The organism is Flavonifractor sp. An92, assembly GCF_002159175.1.
In the GTDB taxonomy this organism is placed as follows: Bacteria; Bacillota; Clostridia; order Oscillospirales; family Oscillospiraceae; genus Pseudoflavonifractor_A.
On record NZ_NFGZ01000001.1, the window covers coordinates 310,423 to 327,229 of the forward strand.

At 64.0% G+C, this 16,807-nt stretch carries 11 protein-coding genes and 1 other annotated feature; of the genes, 5 read left to right on the forward strand and 6 right to left on the reverse strand.

Going from position 1 to position 16,807, the window contains the following annotated elements; all coding sequences use genetic code 11:
- Positions 1 to 14 precede the first annotated feature (14 nt).
- Together B5G43_RS01590 and B5G43_RS01595 are read left to right on the forward strand one after the other, a co-directional pair.
- Positions 15 to 959, forward strand: coding sequence for a stomatin-like protein (locus B5G43_RS01590; protein ID WP_343214370.1), 945 nt, complete (start codon positions 15 to 17; stop codon positions 957 to 959).
- A 63-nt stretch (positions 960 to 1,022) separates the two neighbouring features.
- Positions 1,023 to 3,101 (forward strand): hypothetical protein, encoded by a 2,079-nt coding sequence (locus B5G43_RS01595; RefSeq protein WP_087258287.1) that lies wholly within the window; start codon positions 1,023 to 1,025, stop codon positions 3,099 to 3,101.
- 39 nt (positions 3,102 to 3,140) lie between these two features.
- On the opposite strand, the gene udk is transcribed toward B5G43_RS01595, so the two are convergent.
- The 4 genes from udk to B5G43_RS01615 all read right to left on the reverse strand — a co-directional run bounded on the left by udk (position 3,141) and on the right by B5G43_RS01615 (position 6,951).
- Positions 3,141 to 3,755 carry a uridine kinase gene (gene udk / locus B5G43_RS01600; protein ID WP_087258290.1) on the reverse strand — a complete coding sequence of 205 codons (615 nt, stop codon included), beginning with the start codon at positions 3,753 to 3,755 and terminating at the stop codon, positions 3,141 to 3,143.
- Between the two features lie 88 nt (positions 3,756 to 3,843).
- A complete protein-coding gene (locus B5G43_RS01605; protein WP_087258293.1) occupies positions 3,844 to 4,431 on the reverse strand; it encodes a chromate transporter in 588 nt (195 codons plus the stop codon).
- The gene (locus B5G43_RS01610; protein WP_087258296.1) at positions 4,431 to 5,027 is read right to left on the reverse strand and encodes a chromate transporter; all 597 of its coding nucleotides are present in this window, start codon (positions 5,025 to 5,027) and stop codon (positions 4,431 to 4,433) included. Before B5G43_RS01610 ends, B5G43_RS01605 begins: the two co-directional genes overlap by 1 nt.
- 1 nt (position 5,028) lies before the next feature.
- Positions 5,029 to 6,951, reverse strand: coding sequence for an NAD(+) synthase (locus B5G43_RS01615; RefSeq protein WP_087258299.1), 1,923 nt, complete (start codon positions 6,949 to 6,951; stop codon positions 5,029 to 5,031).
- Between the two features lie 688 nt (positions 6,952 to 7,639).
- On the opposite strand from B5G43_RS01615, the gene thrS reads away from it, so the two are divergent.
- Positions 7,640 to 9,397: a threonine--tRNA ligase gene (thrS, locus tag B5G43_RS01620; RefSeq protein ID WP_087258303.1), complete on the forward strand. Its 1,758-nt coding sequence runs from the start codon at positions 7,640 to 7,642 to the stop codon at positions 9,395 to 9,397.
- A gap of 155 nt (positions 9,398 to 9,552) precedes the next feature.
- Complete coding sequence (locus tag B5G43_RS01625; protein ID WP_087258305.1) at positions 9,553 to 11,658, forward strand: S-layer homology domain-containing protein; 2,106 nt, start codon at positions 9,553 to 9,555, stop codon at positions 11,656 to 11,658.
- A gap of 61 nt (positions 11,659 to 11,719) precedes the next feature.
- On the opposite strand, the gene asnB is transcribed toward B5G43_RS01625, so the two are convergent.
- Positions 11,720 to 13,300, reverse strand: a complete 1,581-nt coding sequence (gene asnB / locus B5G43_RS01630) for an asparagine synthase B (RefSeq protein ID WP_087258308.1) — start codon at positions 13,298 to 13,300, stop codon at positions 11,720 to 11,722.
- A 36-nt stretch (positions 13,301 to 13,336) separates the two neighbouring features.
- Positions 13,337 to 13,574 (reverse strand) — a binding site (T-box leader).
- A 103-nt stretch (positions 13,575 to 13,677) separates the two neighbouring features.
- Positions 13,678 to 15,042, reverse strand: coding sequence for an amidophosphoribosyltransferase (gene purF, locus B5G43_RS01635; RefSeq protein ID WP_087258311.1), 1,365 nt, complete (start codon positions 15,040 to 15,042; stop codon positions 13,678 to 13,680).
- Between the two features lie 351 nt (positions 15,043 to 15,393).
- Between purF and glnA the strand changes: the two genes are divergently transcribed.
- Positions 15,394 to 16,725, forward strand: a complete 1,332-nt coding sequence (gene glnA, locus B5G43_RS01640) for a type I glutamate--ammonia ligase (RefSeq protein ID WP_087258314.1) — start codon at positions 15,394 to 15,396, stop codon at positions 16,723 to 16,725.
- Positions 16,726 to 16,807: the final 82 nt, after the last annotated feature.

Below are 16,807 nucleotides of genomic sequence, written 5' to 3' on the forward strand. Positions count from 1 at the left end.
GAGGAATTGGTATGATGCCGTACATCCTGGCGATCCTTGGCGTGCTGATCCTGGTGATCCTGGTGCTGAACGTGAAATTCGTCCAGCAGTCCAAGGCCTATGTCATTGAGCGCATGGGCGCCTTCCGCACCATCTGGACGGTGGGCCCCCATCTGAAGGTCCCCTTCTTCGAGCGGGTGGTGAAGGTCGTCTCCCTGAAGGAGCAGGTGGTGGACTTCCCGCCCCAGCCCGTCATCACCAAGGATAACGTCACCATGCAGATCGACACCGTGATCTACTTCCAGATCACCGACCCCAAGCTCTACACCTACGGTGTGGAGCAGCCCATGAGCGCCATTGAGAACCTGACCGCCACCACCCTGCGCAACATCATCGGCGATCTGGAGCTGGACCAATCCCTCACCAGCCGGGACCACATCAACGGCCAGATGCGGGCCATCCTGGACGAGGCCACCGACAACTGGGGCATCAAGGTCAACCGGGTGGAGCTGAAGAACATCATGCCGCCCCGGGATATCCAGGAGTCCATGGAGAAGCAGATGCGGGCCGAGCGGGAGCGCCGGGAGGCCATCCTCCAGGCCGAGGGCCAGAAGCAGTCCCAGATCCTGGTGGCCGAGGGCGAAAAGCAGAGCGCCATCCTCCGGGCCGACGCGGCCAAGCAGGCCAAGATCATGGAGGCCGAGGCCCTCAAGACCGCCAAGATCCTGGAGGCGGAGGCCGAGGCCGAGGCCATCATGAAGGTGCAGCAGGCCACCGCCGACGCCATCCGGCTCATCAACGAGGCCGACCCCGGCGAGGCTGTGCTGAAAATCAAGGCCCTGGAGGCCTTCCAGGCCGCGGCTGACGGCAAGGCCACCAAGATCATCATTCCCAGCGAGATCCAGGGTCTGGCCGGGCTGTGCGCCAGCGCCAAGAGCGTGTTCGACGCGGTGGAGCCCCAGAGCCCCAACGGAAAATAACAGCGCGATGCACGCCGCGGGGAACACCCCCGCGGCGTGTGTGTTTTCGCAAAAGGAGGACCCATGAAGAACGAGACGGCGCGGAGCCTGTGCCTCCGCCTCTGGTACGGCGGCGCGGGGGGCCTGATGGGGGTCTTTCTGGCGGTGCGCCTGCGGGCCTTTCTGGTGCAGGCGTGGACCATGACCCTGCCGCTGGGTCTGGTGCTGCTGCTGGCCCCGGCGCTGGCCCTGCTGGGCGTGCTGCTGGCCCCGGTGGTGGAGCGGCATCTGAAGGCCATGGCCTTCGGCGGCCGGCGCTGGAGCTGGTGGATTTACATCCTGTGTCTGGCGGTGTGTGTGGCCGGACGGAAACTGGTGCTCGACGAGGCCATCCAGGGCGGCGGGCTGTGGCTCCCTTCGTGGCTGGAGCTGCTGACTCTGGTGGGCGGCGGAGTGCTGCTGGGGGTGTTCACCCTCCACCTGCTCTTCGCCGTGTGGGAGGGCCTGCCCGCCCTGGGGCGGTGGTTTGCGGGCCTTCAGCGGCGGGACTGGCTGACCCTGCTGGTGCTGTGGCTGCTGGTAAATGTGGCCGTGTTCGCCTACGCCACCGGCAGCCAGACGATCTGCAGCTGGGACAGCGCCATCTACTGGCGCAGCACCTACACCCTGGCCGAGACCTTCCGGGACCAGGGCTTCCTGGCCGCGTTACGGCAGATCTACGACTCCATCTTCACCACCGACTATAACGACACCATCGGCGTGCTGTGTGTGCCCTTCGCGCTGCTCTTCGGCCCCTCCCGCCGGGTGTACCTCATGTCCATCGGGAACTTCTGCCTCTTCCCCCTGCTGGCTCTGATGTGGGCCTACGCCCGCACCCGGCGGAAGCCGGGGCTGTGGCTGGGAGTGGCGGCCATGCTGGCCCTCCCCTCCCTCTTTTACACCTCGGTGACCGGCTTTGTGGACATCGCCGGGGCGGGCGTGTGTACCTTCGCCCTCATTCTCTGCCTCCGGGAGGGCGGCAAGGGCCGGTTCTCCCGCTTCCTCCTCATCGGCGTGCTGTGCGCTCTGGCGGTGGTGCTGCGGCGGTGGTACGCCTTTTTCGCCCTGGCCTTCCTTCTGGCCCTGGTCCTGGAGGGCGTGGCCTTCCGCCGCTCCCCAACGGGGATTCTGGGCTATCTGTGCGGCTTTGCCTTCCCGCTTTTGTTCTTCCTCCAGACCTTCGTCTCCAAGCGCCTGCTGGCTGACTACGCCGCCCAGTACGCCGCATACGACCTGGGACTGGGGGTGGACTTCCGGATGCTCTTCCGCTACTACGGCATCTGGCTGCTCCTGTGCGCTCTGGCGCTGGGGGTGTGGCTGCTGCTGGGAAAGAGGGACCGGAGTCGGGCGGCGGTGCTGCTGGTGGAGCCCCTGCTGTGCTTCTACATCTTCACCCGCATCCAGACCCACGGCCAGCAGCACCTGCTGCTCTATGTGCCGGCCCTGGCGTGCCTGCTCATCATCGCCTTCGACCGCCTGGCCGACCACGGACGGCTGGGGGCCCTGGCGGTGGCAGCGGCGGTGGTGCCCACCTGTCTGAGCCCCGCCATTCCCCGGACCCAGGGCACCATCATCCAGGACTATCCCCTCTTCATGCCCCTGCCCACCTTCTCCTACGCCCCGCCGGTGCGGGAGGGGGCCTGGGACCTGGTGGAGCTCATCCGGCGGCTGGACGAGTTCGGCGCGGAGGGCAAAAAAGTGGGCGTCCTGGCCTCCTCCTTCACCCTGAACAGCAGCGCCCTGCGCAACGCCGAGGACTCCCTGAACGCCGGACGGGTGTCCGATGTGGACCGGAGCTATCTCATCGAGCTGCCGGCGGTGGACTCCCGGGACGGGTTCAGCTCCGCCCTCTACGAGTGCGACATTCTGGCGGTGGCCGACCCCATCCAGCTCCACCTGGGGGAGGAAAACCAGCAGGTGGTGTACGCCCCGGCGGACTGTCTGCTCAACGGCGAGGCCATCGCGGGGGCCTATGAGCGCCTGGACGAGACCTTCGTGCTGGAGCACGACGGCATCACCGTCTATTTCTTCGAAAAGGTGCGGGAACCCACCGCCGAGGAGATGGGGGAACTGGCCGACCGGATCCTGGCGGTCCACCCGGACATGTACGTCTATCGCGGATAAAAAAACAGCGTGCCGTTCCTGCGGCACGCTGTTTTTTCTTTACTGGCCGATGTGGCTGCGGATGCGCTCCATGATCATGTCCAGGGCCACCAGATTGTGGCCGCCCTCCAGGACGATGATGTCGGCGCAGCGCTTGGAGGGCTCCACGAACTGCTCGTGCATGGGCTTCACCGTGGTGAGGTACTGGTTGACCACCGAGTCCAGGGAGCGCCCCCGCTCCTTCACGTCCCGCAGGATACGACGCAGGATGCGCACATCTGCGTCGGTGTCCACGAAGATCTTGATGTCCATCAGGTCCCGCAGGGCCTTGTTCTCAAAGATGAGGATGCCCTCCACCAGGATCACCTTGGTGGGATGGACCTCCAGGCGCTCCGTCCCCCGGTTGTGGATGGTGTAGTCGTATACCGGACAATAGATGGTCTCTCCCCGGCGCAGAGCCTGAAGGTCCTGGATCATCAGGTCGGTGTCAAAGGCGTCCGGGTGGTCGTAGTTGAGCTTGCAGCGCTCCTCATAGGGCATCTCGTCATGCCGCTTGTAGTAGTTGTCGTGGTACAGGACGCTGACGTTGTCCCCAAAGCGCTCCTTCAGTCGTCGGGTCAGTGTGGTCTTGCCCGAGCCGGTCCCTCCCGCGATGCCGATGACCATGGTGTCCATAAAATCCGAGCCCCTTCCTCCGTTTTTCCCAGTATAGCACAACGCCGCCCTCCCGCACAAGCGGAAGGGCGGCGGAATATGGAAAAACTCAGAGCTGGAACACGATGCCCACCACCGCCGAGGCGGCGATAAACACGATGGGGTGGAGTTTCTTCAAATGCTTTTCCCGCAGGCAGAGGAACACCACCGCCGCCAGCAGGATGGCCGGCCAGTAAAAGAGCTCCGTCTTGGGTACCGCCTGCCCTGGGGCAATTTCATGTCCCGTCTCATGGAACATCAGGGCGATGGAGGCCACCTCCAGCAGCGCCGCCGTAATGAGGGCGGTGGAGGCGGGGCGCAGGCCGTAAAAGACCGCGTCCACCGCTTTGCTCTGGCGGAAGCGCTGGAGAAAGCGGGCGATGATCAGGATCACGATGATGGAGGGGCACACCAGCCCCAGGGTGGCGATGACGCCGCCGGGGACGCCCCCCACGTGGTAGCCCACATAGGTGGCCATGTTCACCCCCATAGGGCCGGGGGTGGACTCGGATACGGCGATCATGTTGGCCAGATCTCCCGAGGTGAACCAGCCGGTACGGTTGCCGATGTCGGTGAGAAAGGGGATGGTGGCCAGGCCTCCGCCCACCGAGAAGAGGCCGGCCTTGAAGAACTCATAGAAGAGCCGTACATAGATCATCATGCCGCCTTCCCCCCTTTCGCCGCGCGGATGCACAGCCCCGCCGCGCCGGAGAGGACCACCAGCACCATGGGCGAGAGCAGGTAGTCCACCACGCCGCCGCCGGGGATGCGACCCTCAAAGGTCACGAAGGTCCCGGTGGCCGCCAGGGCCAGCACCAGGAGGTAGATGAACAGGGTGGCCTTGTCCACCACGGTGCCCTTGAGGAGCTTGAGGACGCTGGACAGGATCAGGGCGCACACACAGGCCCGCACGCCGTTGAAGGCGTGGATGACGATGGGGAGCTCCGCAAAATTCTGCAAGAAGGCCGCGATGAGCATGATGATGACCAGACAGGGAAACACCAGGCCCAGGGTGGCCACCACGCCCCCGGCCACGCCCCGCAGCTTGTGGCCTACGAAGGTGGCGGTGTTCACCGCGATGATGCCGGGGGTACACTGGCCGATGGCATAGTAGTCGGAGAGCTCCTCCTCAGTGGCCCAGTCCCGCTTCTCCACCAGCTCCCGCTGGAGGATGGGCAGCATGGCGTAGCCGCCGCCGAAGGTACACGCCCCGATCTTGGCAAAGGTCACGAACAGGTCGAGGTAGGGATTCACGTCAGTTCAGCCCCTCCAGCTCGTCCATCCACAGGGTGGCCACGGCGTCGGAGGGCATGCGCCAGTCGCCACGGGGGCTCAGGGCCACCGAGCCCACCTTGGGGCCGTCAGGGAGGGAGGAGCGCTTGAACTGCTGGGCAAAGAAGCGGCGGTAGAAGTTTTTCAGCCACTTCAGGAGGGTCTCCCGGTCGTAGCTGCGGCCAAAGGCGTACTCGGCCAGCCGGAACACCTTCCGGGGCGGGAAGCCCCAGCGGATGGCGTAGTAGAGGTAGAAGTCGTGGAGCTCGTAGGGGCCCACCAGGTCCTCGGTGCGCTGGGCGATCTTGCCCTCGATGGCGGGGAGGAGCTCCGGGGACACAGGGGTATCCAGGATGTCGGTGAGGACGGCGGAGAGGCGCTCGTCCTCCTCGGCCTTGTCGTCGGAGACGAAGGACACCAGATGGCGCACCAGGGTCTTTGGGATGGAGGCGTTGACGCCGTACATGCTCATGTGGTCGCCGTTGTAGGTACACCAGCCCAGGGCCAGCTCGGAGAGGTCGCCGGTGCCCACCACCAGGCCGCCGCACTGGTTGGCCACGTCCATGAGCACCTGGGTGCGCTCCCGGGCCTGGCCGTTCTCGAAGGTCACGTCGTGGTCCTCCATGGACTGGCCGATGTCCTTGAAGTGCTGCTTTACCGCCTCGCCGATGTCGATGCGCTTGAGGGTGGCTCCCAGGCGCTCGGCCAGCTCCACGGCGTTGTCCCGGGTGCGGTCGGTTGTGCCGAAGCAGGGCATGGTGACGGCGATGATGTCGCTGTCCGGGCGGCCCATCAGCTTCATGGCCACGCTGGTGATGAGGATGGCCAGGGTGGAGTCCAGTCCGCCGGAGAGACCCACCACGGCGGCCTTGGCGTGGGTGTGCTCCATGCGCTTCTTGAGGCCCAGGGCGGCCAGGAGCAAAATCTCGTTGCAGCGGTTCTTCCGGTCCCAGGCGTCGTCGGGGACGAAGGGGGTGCGGCTCACCGGGCGGGTGAGGCGGGTCTCCCCCACCTCCAGCGAGAAGAAACCGCGCCAGTATTCGTTCTTCTTGGGAGGCTGGAAGGTGGTCATACGCCGGCGCTCGTACACCAGGCGGTCCACATCCACCTCGCTGATGGTCAATCCGTTGGCAAAGCGCCGCTCGGCCAGCAGCACGCCGTTTTCGGCGATGAGATCGTGGCCGGTAAAGACCAGATCGGTGGTGGACTCACCCTCGCCGGCGTTGGCGTAGACGTAGCCGCACACCAGCCGGGCCGACTGTCCCACCACCAGCTGGCGGCGATAGCCGGCCTTGCCCACCAGCTCATCGCTGGCCGACAGGTTCAGGATCAGGGTGGCACCCTCCTTGGCCAGGTCCACGGAGGGGGGCTCAGCGGCCCACAGGTCCTCGCAGATCTCCACGCCCACCACCAGGTTGGGCACGGTCTCGCAGGCGAAGAGATTGCGGCGGTTCAGCTCCACATCCTGACCGCACAGCTCCAGGCTCACCTCCACATCGGCCCCGGAGACGAACCAGCGCTGCTCATAAAATTCGCTGTAATTGGGCAGGTAAGTCTTGGGGACCAAGCCCAGAATCTCTCCTTTATGGATAACCGCAGCGCAATTATACAGTTTGTTGTCCCATTTGTTGCGCACCGGCAGGCCCACCGCGGTGAGCAGATCCAGGTGCTTGGTGGCCTCCAGGATGGTCTGAAGGCCCTCCTCGGCGCCCTTCAGCAGAGTGTCGTGGAGGAAGAGGTCCCCGCAGGTGTAGCCGGTGAGGCACAGCTCGGGCAGGACCAGCACCTTCACACCCTGCTTGTCCGCCTCCCGCATGAGGGAAAAAATCTGTTCGGCATTATAGCGGCAGTCGGCCACCCGGATCTTGGGGGTGCCCGCCGCAACCTTGATAAAACCATCTCGCATGAGTCATGACCTCCCTTTGAGGATAACGTATGTCTTTCTTCATCATAAACCAACCCCATCCGGATTGCAAGATTGCAAGTAACCAGAAAACCCCGGCCTCCCGGCCGGGGTTTTCTGGGTGTGTGTTGTGTGTTTTGCAAAGGGGGTTGGAGAGGGATTGGTTGGCGTGTCTGTTTTGGAAGTCAGGTCTGCTCCTTCCTGCTTCCACCGTTATAGTACCCAATAATTACGGCTAAATCGTGACTGAATTATGAATAGTTTGTAAATAACCGCTTCACCGCTCCTGCTCACGCACTTCCGGGCTTTCCCGCGTCCCGTTCCACGCCTGCCAGGCTCCTGGTGCGGTTTTCCAGGGAAAAGCGCCGCCCGGTGCTTGACACGGCCCCCATTTGGTGATATAGTGTCCGCGTATCAAAAACTGGCTTTGACGGAGACGAAACCGCACAGCGGCGGACAGAGAGGTGCCCATTGGCTGAAAGGGCGCTACGACACGCGGCGGCTGTACCACTCCTGAGCCGCCCGGGAGGACCGGGCCGGGATTCGCCCGTTACAGCGGTCACGAGCGACGGCATTTGCCGTAAGCAGGGTGGAACCGTGGAGCTGATCGCTTCACCCCTGACCATATCAGGGGTGAAGCGTTTTTTATACCCTCCGCCCCGGAATCGATTCTGCAAGGAGGTTTTTTATCATGTCCGAAGAGAACAAGTTTACCTTTGAAAATCCGGAATACCGCCAGACCTACTGGCACACCTGCTCTCACATCCTGGCCCAGGCCGTCAAGCGCCTGTACCCCGAGGTGAAGCTGGCCATCGGCCCCTCCATCGAAGAGGGTTTTTACTATGATATGGACTCCCCCTTCCCCTTCACCCCCGAGATCCTGGAGAAGATCGAGGCGGAGATGCGCAAGATCTGCAAGGAGAAGCTGAAGCTGGAGCGCTTCGAGCTGCCCCGGGAAGAGGCCATCAAGTTCATGGAGGAGAAGGGTGAGCCCTACAAGGTGGAGCTCATCAACGACCTGCCCGAGGACGCCCACATCTCCTTCTATAAGCAGGGCGAGTTCACCGACCTGTGCGCCGGTCCCCACCTGGACTCCACCGGCCGGGTGAAGGGCAACGCCATCAAGCTCACCGCCTGCAACGCCGCCTACTGGCGCGGCGACTCCAACCGCGAGACCCTCCAGCGCATCTACGGCATCGCCTTCCCCAAGAAGGATGAGCTGGACGCCTACCTCCAGCGCATCGAGGAGGCCAAGCGCCGCGACCACCGGAAGCTGGGCAAGGAGCTGGGCCTGTTCATGCTGCGGGACGAGGGCCCCGGCTTCCCCTTCTTCCTGCCCAAGGGCATGGTGCTGCGCAACACCCTGATCGACTACTGGCGTCAGGTCCACAAGCGCTACGGCTATGTGGAGATCTCCACCCCCATGATGCTCAACCGTCAGCTGTGGGAGCGCTCCGGCCACTGGGACCACTATAAGAACAATATGTACACCACCGTCATCGACGATGTGGACTTCGCCGTCAAGCCCATGAACTGCCCCGGCGGTATGCTGGTCTACTCCAGCGAGCCCCACTCCTACAAGGAGCTGCCCCTGCGGGTGGGCGAGCTGGGTCTGGTCCACCGCCATGAGCTCTCCGGTGCCCTCCACGGCCTGTTTCGGGTGCGCTGCTTCACCCAGGACGACGCCCACGTGTTCATGACCCGGGAGCAGATGAAGGACGTCATCCAGGAGACCGTCCGCCTCTTTGACGAGGTGTACTCCACCTTCGGCCTGTCCTACACCATCGAGCTCTCCACCATGCCCGAGGACCACATCGGCACCGTGGAGGAGTGGGAGCACAACCAGGACATCCTCAAGAACGCCATCACCGAGATGGGCAAGGACTTCGTCATCAACGAAGGTGACGGCGCTTTCTACGGCCCCAAGCTGGACTTCCATCTGGCCGACTCCCTGGGCCGTACCTGGCAGTGCGGCACCATCCAGCTGGACTCCCAGCTGCCCGAGCGCTTTGAGCTGGAGTACACCGGCGCCGACAACGAGAAGCACCGCCCCGTCATGATCCACCGGGTGGTCCTGGGCTCCATCGAGCGCTTCATCGGCGTCATCACCGAGCACTTCGCCGGTGCCTTCCCCGCCTGGCTCTCCCCCGTGCAGGTGAAGGTCCTCACCATCACCGACCGCGTGGACGGCTACGCCGCCGACATCGCCGCCAAGCTGGACGCCATGGGCTTCCGCGTGGAGGTGGACACCCGCAACGAGAAGATCGGCTACAAGATCCGCGAGGCCCAGCTCCAGAAGGTTCCCTATATGCTGGTGGTGGGCGACCGCGATCAGGAGAACGGCACTGTCTCCGTCCGGCACCGCTCCGGCGAGGACCAGGGCGCCATGTCCCTGGACGCCTTCGCCGCCCTCCTCAAGGAGGAAGTGGACACCAAGGCCATCCGCTAAACCGCTTCGACCGCGGGACTGCGCCCTTCGGGGCCGGTCCCGCGGTCTTTTTTCAAAAAGCTGAAAAATTTACACAAGGAATCCGGAACATCTTACCAGTTTTTTCGTCTAATAGTCTAACCAAAGGGGACCGCCCCAAAAAGGAGGATTTGAAGATGAAACGCTTGCTCAGCCTTTTCCTCTCCCTGGCGCTGCTGTGCGCCCTCGCCCTCCCCGCCTCCGCCGCCGCGGCGGATGAGCGCCTCACCCAGGTCACCCTGAAAGTCAAGCAGACCCTGGACATCGGTAACGAATACGAGTCCTTCTCCGGCGATCTGCAGGAGGGCCTGCGCCCCTACTGGTCCCTGCGCTGGACCAAGGGCGACGAGGAGCTCCATGTGGTGGCAGACGAGACCGGCAAGATCTATCAGTATTATCGCTATTCCTCCGGCTCCGTCAGCAGCCCCAGCTCCGACTCTGTGCCCACCCTCCCCACTGTGAGCCGTACCGAGGCCCAGAAAGCGGCCCAGGCCTTCCTGGACCGGGTCCTCACGGACGGCGAGAGCGCCGTGTTTGACGAGGGCACCGACCGCCCCGGCACGACCTCTTATTACCTCAGCGGCTCCATCCGGCTCAACGACCTGCCCTCCCCCTTCACCTTCTCGGTGGACGTGTCCGCCAGCGACGGCACCGTGCAGTCCTTCTCCCGCAGCGACCTGGATCAGCCCTTTGAGGACGGCGTGCCCGCCCCGGACGCCGCCGTCTCCGCCGCCGACGCGGGGAGCAAGCTGCGCTCCACTCTGGCCCTGCGCCTGGAGTACGTCCTGGACGGCGACAGCGACACCGCCGTTCTCCGCTACCTCCCCGACCACAGCGGCCAGTTCTATGTGGATGCCGCCACCGGGGAACTCATCGACCTGAGCGCCCTCTATGAGAATGTGGGCAACGGCAGCGACTCCGCCACCGGCGGTGAGTCCGGCATGGCCCCTGACAAAGGCGAAGAGGGCCTCTCCGAGGCCGAGCAGGCGGGCATCGCCAAGCTGGAGGGCGTCCAGAGCAAGGAAAAGCTGGACTCCCTGCTCCGCGCCCAGAAGGCCCTGGGCCTGAACGGCGCGCAGCTGTCCTATTTCGCCTACACCCTGGACGAGGAGACCGACCAGGTCTCTGCCTCTCTCCGCTACACCCGCTCCCTGGACGAGGGCTTCTGGACCCGCAATATCACGGTGGATGCCCGCACCGGCGAGATCCTCTTCCTCTACTCCAGCCGCCCCTATGAGGAGGACGCCAAGGCCGCCGTCACCCAGCAGCAGGCCCAGGCCACGGCCGAGGCCTTCCTGAAAAACCTCTGGGGTGAGGAGTTCGCCCAGTGCGCCCTCTACGGCTCCAGCGACGGGCAGGACTACACCTTCCGTTACGCCCAGAAGGTCAACGGCTACTTCTTCCCCGACAACTACCTCTATGTGTCGGTGGACGCCGCCGATGGCACCATCTCCCACCTCTCCAAGAGCTATGACCCCGACGTGACCTTCGACAGCGCCGACGGCCTCATCGCCCCCGAGGCGGCCATGGACGCCTACTTCGGCGCGTATACCGTCACCCTTAGCTATCTGGCCGTCCCCACCGCCCTTGACCCCAATGCCCCCGAGGTCGCTCCCCTGCTGAACCGGGGCTACTCCTACGTCTTTGCCCTCACCCTGGGCTACACCCTGGAGACTGAGCGGTCCATCCGGGGCGTGGACGCCAAGACCGGCGAGGTCCTCTATCCCCAGACCTACGACCGCTCCATCACCTATGACGATCTGGAGGGCTGCTGGGGCAAACAGCAGGCCCTCACCCTGGCCCAGTACAGCGTGGGCTGGCGGGGCGGCAGCCTGCGGCCCTACGAGGCCCTGACCCAGCTGGATCTGGTGGCCCTGCTGGCCAGTTCCCGTGGCTACTTCTTCGACCCGGCGCAGGACGACGTTGACTCCCTCTACGAGTACGCCTACCGCACCGGCATCCTCACCCCCGACCAGCGCGATGACAGCGCTCCGGTCACCCGTCTGGAGCTGGTAAAGCTCCTGCTGGACGGCGCGGGCTACGGCCCGGTGGCCCGGCTGGAGGGCATCTACCGCTGTGACTACACCGACGCCGCTGCCATCCCCGCCGCTGACCTGGGCTACGCCGCCCTGGCGCAGGGCCTGGGCCTGGTGGCCGGCGACAGCGCCGGGCGCTTCGCCCCCGACCGCACCGCCACCCGCATCGAGGCCATTGCGGTGCTCTACCAGTACATGACACGCTGACCCCATAAGAAACGGGAGCCGGCGGCTAATTTCAGCCGTCGGCTCCCGTTTTGTCCTTTTGTTAAAAACCGCTGGCACCGTAGTTCTTGAGCACCCGGGCGGAGGGATCGTCCACGTCGCAGCCCTCCCACGCCCGGTTGGGCATCCAGAAGTCTGCAATCATGCGGGCCTGGCCGGGGTAGTACCGCTCGAAGAGCTCCCGGTACAGCAGGCTCTCCTTGGTGAAGGGGGGCCGGTAGGAATAGCGGCCACAGCCCTTCCAGAAAGCCCGGTCGGTGTAGTGCTCGGCGGCGTACTCCTTCAGGTCATCCACCATGGAGTGGCCCACCGCGTCGGAGAAGGCCGCCTTCTCCCGCCAGAGGATCTCGTCGGGGAGGATGTGGTCCTTCTCAAAGGCCCGGCGGAGGAGATACTTGCCCTTGCCGTAGGTGTTGAGCTTTTTCTCCGGGTCGATGGACATGACGTACTTCACAAAGTCCAGGTCGCCGAAGGGCACCCGGGCCTCCATGGAGTGGACGCTGATGCACCGGTCGGCCCGGAGGACGTCGTACATATAGAGCTCATCCACCCGCTTCTTGGACTCGGCCTGGAAGGCCTCAGCGGAGGGGGCAAAGTCGGTGTACTTGTAGCCAAAGAGCTCGTCGGAGATTTCGCCGGTGAGGAGCACCCGCACGTCGGTCTGCTCCCGGATGGCCTTGCAGCACAGGTACATGCCCATGCTGGCCCGGATGGTGGTGATGTCCCAGGTTCCCAGGGCGGCCACCACCTCGGGGAGAGCCTTCAGCACATCGTCTTTGGTGATGATGACCTCGGTGTGATCGGAGCCGATAAACTCCGCCGCCTGCCGGGCGTACTTCAGGTCGATGGCGTCCACGTCCATGCCGATGGCGAAGGTGCGGATGGGTTTCTTCAGGAGCTTGGCGGCGATGGCGCACACCAGGCTGGAGTCCAGGCCGCCGGAGAGCAGGAAGCCCAGCGGGGCATCGGCGTCCAGGCGCTTTTCCACGGCGGCGATGAGCTTGTCGTGGATTTTCTGGCAGATGGTGTCCAGATCGTCGGTGGAGTACTCCTCCACGGTGGTCAGGTCGGCGTAGCGGACGAACGCGCCGCGGTAGTAGTAGTGGCCCGGCGGGAAGGGGAAGATCTCCTTGCACACGCCGGTCAGGTTTTTGGCCTCACTGGCAAAGACGATGGAGCCGTCGGTGTCATAGCCGTAGAACAGAGGCCGGATGCCGATGGGGTCCCGGGCGGCGAGATAGGAATCCTCCCGTCCGTCGTAGAGGATGAGGGCGAACTCGGCATCCAGCTTCTCGAACATGCCCAGGCCGTACTCCCGGTACAGGGGGAGGAGGATCTCACAGTCGCTCTCGCTGTGGAAGGAATACTTGCCCTCCAACTGCTGCCGCCACTTGCGCCATCCGTAGAGCTCACCGTTGCACACCACCATGTCCCCGTCCAGGGTAAAGGGCTGCATGCCCCGCTCGTCCAGACCCATGATGGCCAGACGCTGGAAGCCCAGATAGCCCGACGGGGTCTCCACCACCCGGGTCATGTCGGGCCCCCGGCTCTTCGTACGCTCCAGACAGGTCCACACGTCCTGCTCGCTTCTGCTCTTGCTGGTAAAACCGATCACTGTACACATAAAAAGCACCTCCGGAATTGGCGCAGCACATCCATACTTTAGGACGGATGCTGCGTTCCGCGGTGCCACCTAATTTGCCGCCCGAGAGCGGCCCCTTTCGGGGCTCTGACAAGCCCCCGCGATATAACGGTCGCACCCGGCCCCCCTACTGGCGCAAGCGTTCAGGGGTGCTGCTCCGGAGTGTTCTTCCCACGGCCTCTGGTACGGGGTTTCCACTCTCCCCCGCTCACTGGGACTGACCTGCCGCGGTACTTTTCTCCCTCATCGCACATGGTTTTATTCTGGAAAACGGCAAAGGGCGCTGTGGTCTATACCACAGCGCCCTTGCTGATGGGTGCATTATAGCGGCTCGCTCCGCTGTTGTCAAGCCTTTTTTCTCAGACCCGGATGGGATACTGCCCGGTAAAGCACCCGTCACAGAAGCCGCAGGCGGCGTCGGGGGCGATGTGGTGCAGGTCCTCCAGAGAGAGGAAGCCCAGGCTGTCCGCCCCGATGAGGTTCCGGATCTCCTCCACCGAATAGCGGCAGGCGATGAGGTTTTCCCGGTCGGGGATGTCGGTGCCAAAGTAGCAGGGGGCGATGAAAGGGGGCGCGGAGGAGCGCATGTGGACCTCCCTGGCCCCCGCCTCCCGCAGGAGGGCGACGATCTGCCGAGAGGTGGTGCCCCGGACGATGGAATCGTCGATCATGACCACCCGCTTGCCCTCCACGCAGCTCTTGAGGGCCCCCAGCTTGATGCGCACCGCCTGCTCCCGGCTCTGCTGGCCGGGGGTGATGAAGGTGCGGCCGATGTAGCGGTTTTTCACCAGACCCACCCCGTAGGGGATGCCCGACTCCTCGGCGTAGCCCATGGCGGCATCCAGCCCTGAGTCGGGCACGCCGATGACCACGTCGGCCTCCACCGGGTAGGCCCGGGCCAGCAGTCGCCCGGCGGTGCGCCGGGCCTCGTGGACGCTCTGGCCGCAGATGACCGAGTCCGGCCGGGCGAAGTAGATATACTCGAAAATACACATGTGGCTGGTGGCGCTCTCGCAATTCTCCCGCAGGGAAGTAATGGTCCCGTTCTCCACCACCACGATCTCGCCGGGCTCCACCTCCCGGACGAACTTGGCCCCCACGGCGCTGAGGGCACAGCTCTCCGAGGCGAAGAGCACTGCCTCCCCCCGGCGGCCCATGCACAGGGGCCGGAAGCCCCAGGGGTCCCGGGCGGCGATGAGCTTCTGAGGGGACATGACCAGCAGGGAGTAGGCCCCCCGCAGGCCCTTTACCGCCTGGCACACCGCCTCCTCCGCCGAGGCACAGCGCAGGCGCTCCTGGGCGATGGCGTAGGCGATGAGCTCCGAGTCGGTGGTGGTCTGGAAGATGGCTCCCCGGTACTCAAAGGCAGTGCGCAGCTCCTTGGTGTTCACCAGGTTGCCGTTGTGGGCCACGGCCAGGGTGCCCTTCACATAGTTGAGGGTCAGGGGCTGGGCGTTTTCCCGCCGGGCTCCGCCGGTGGTGGCGTAGCGCACGTGCCCCACCGCCATGGTGCCGCCCAGCCGGTCCAGGGTGGCTTGGTCGAACACCTCGCCCACCAGACCCACATCCTTGTGGAAGGACAGCTCCCGGTCGTTGATGGCGGCGATGCCGCAGGCCTCCTGCCCCCGGTGCTGTAAGGCGTACAGCCCGTAGTAGGTCGTGCGGGCACAGTCCCCGGCAGGGTCCCAGATCCCAAAGACTCCGCATTCCTCGTGTATCGACATTGTGATCCCCCTATCCGTAGTACATGAAAAAAGGCGCAAGGGCGCTGCGGCTCAATGCCGCAGCGCCCTTGCTGCCGACCCGATCATTATACGAGTTCCCGCTCTCTTTGTCAAGAAAACCGCCCCGCCTCCTTGAATGAAGAAACTATTTTTCTTGCACTTGCAAGTTTATCTTTTTTCTTCCACCTCTCTGTCCAAAAATGCAGTCGAGATTTTTTTGAAAATAACTCTTGACATTTTCAAAAAAGAGGGATATACTTGCGCCCATAGTTGAGGACAAAGGCGTTCCAACCCAAGTGGTCGGTTCGCCTTTGTCCTTTTCTTTTTGAAAGAACGAAGGAGGAATCCTGCATGTCGTACACAAAGGAAGATATTATCCGCATGGTGAAGGAAGAGGACATCGCCTTTATCCGGCTCCAGTTCACCGACATTTTCGGCCAGCTCAAGAACGTGGCCATCACCGCCTCCCAGATCGAGAAGGCGGTCAACAACCAGATCATGTTCGACGGCTCCTCCATCGAGGGTTTTGTCCGCATCGACGAGTCGGATCAGTATCTGTACCCCGATCTGGACTCCTTCGTGGTCTTTCCCTGGCAGCCCAACCACGGCAAGGTGGCCCGCCTGATCTGTGACGTCTACAACCCCGACGGCTCCCCCTTCGTGGGCGACCCCCGGGGCGTGCTGAAGCGGGTGCTGGAGAAGGCCAAGTCCATGGGCTACGACGCCTTCAACGTGGGTCCCGAGGCCGAGTTCTTCCTCTTCCAGACCGACGAGGCCGGCAAGCCCACCACCAAGACCAACGACGAGGCCGGCTACTTCGACCTGGGCCCCCTGGACCACGGCGAGGGCACCCGCCGGGAGATCTGCCTGGCGCTGGAAAAGATGGGCTTTGAGATCGAGGCCAGCCACCACGAAGTGGCCGAGGGCCAGCACGAGATCGACTTCAAGTACGGCGACGCCCTCCACACCGCCGATAACATCATGACCTTCAAGCTGGCGGTCAAGACCCTGGCCCAGCGCAACGGCCTCCACGCCACCTTCATGCCCAAGCCCATCTTCGGCATCAACGGCTCCGGCATGCACACCAACATGTCCCTCTTCCGGGACGGCAAGAACGTCTTTTATGATCCCGCCGATCCCAAGGGCCTGTCCAAGGAGGCCTATTCCTTCATCGCCGGCCTTCTGGCCCATGTGAAGGGCATGGCGGCGGTGACCAACCCGCTGGTGAACTCCTACAAGCGCCTGGTGCCCGGCTATGAGGCCCCCTGCTACCTGGCCTGGAGCGCCTCCAACCGCTCCGCCCTCATCCGTATCCCAGCCGCCCGCGGCCAGTCCACCCGCGTGGAGCTGCGCTCCCCCGACCCGGCCTGCAACCCCTATCTGGAGCTGGCCGTCTGCCTGGCCGCCGGTCTGGACGGCATCGAGAAGGGCATGGTCCCCCCTGCCGAGGTCACCGAGAACATCTTCGTCATGGACAAGGCCACCCGGGAGGCCCACGGCATCGACTCCCTCCCCGCCTCCCTGGAGGAGGCCATCGAGGCCCTGGAGGCCGATCCCCTCATCCTGGATACCCTGGGCCCCCACGTGACCGAGTATTACCTGGACGGCAAGCGGAAAGAATGGGATGAGTACCGTACCCGTGTCTCCTCCTGGGAACGCGAAAAGTATATCATCAACTACTAAGCCATGCGCCCACGGCGCAGGCGGCAGACCGGTTCCAATACACGGTGAGACAAAGCGGTCTCGAGGCGGCAGTCCGAGGGCG

Coding starts and splice junctions, on each gene's coding strand:
- B5G43_RS01590 (WP_343214370.1), top strand. CDS start 15: ATGCCGTACATCCTGGCGATCCTTGGCGTGCTGATCCTGGTGATCCTG.
- B5G43_RS01595 (WP_087258287.1), top strand. CDS start 1,023: ATGAAGAACGAGACGGCGCGGAGCCTGTGCCTCCGCCTCTGGTACGGC.
- udk (WP_087258290.1), bottom strand. CDS start 3,755: ATGGACACCATGGTCATCGGCATCGCGGGAGGGACCGGCTCGGGCAAG.
- B5G43_RS01605 (WP_087258293.1), bottom strand. CDS start 4,431: ATGATCTATGTACGGCTCTTCTATGAGTTCTTCAAGGCCGGCCTCTTC.
- B5G43_RS01615 (WP_087258299.1), bottom strand. CDS start 6,951: ATGCGAGATGGTTTTATCAAGGTTGCGGCGGGCACCCCCAAGATCCGG.
- thrS (WP_087258303.1), top strand. CDS start 7,640: ATGTCCGAAGAGAACAAGTTTACCTTTGAAAATCCGGAATACCGCCAG.
- B5G43_RS01625 (WP_087258305.1), top strand. CDS start 9,553: ATGAAACGCTTGCTCAGCCTTTTCCTCTCCCTGGCGCTGCTGTGCGCC.
- asnB (WP_087258308.1), bottom strand. CDS start 13,300: ATGTGTACAGTGATCGGTTTTACCAGCAAGAGCAGAAGCGAGCAGGAC.
- purF (WP_087258311.1), bottom strand. CDS start 15,042: ATGTCGATACACGAGGAATGCGGAGTCTTTGGGATCTGGGACCCTGCC.
- glnA (WP_087258314.1), top strand. CDS start 15,394: ATGTCGTACACAAAGGAAGATATTATCCGCATGGTGAAGGAAGAGGAC.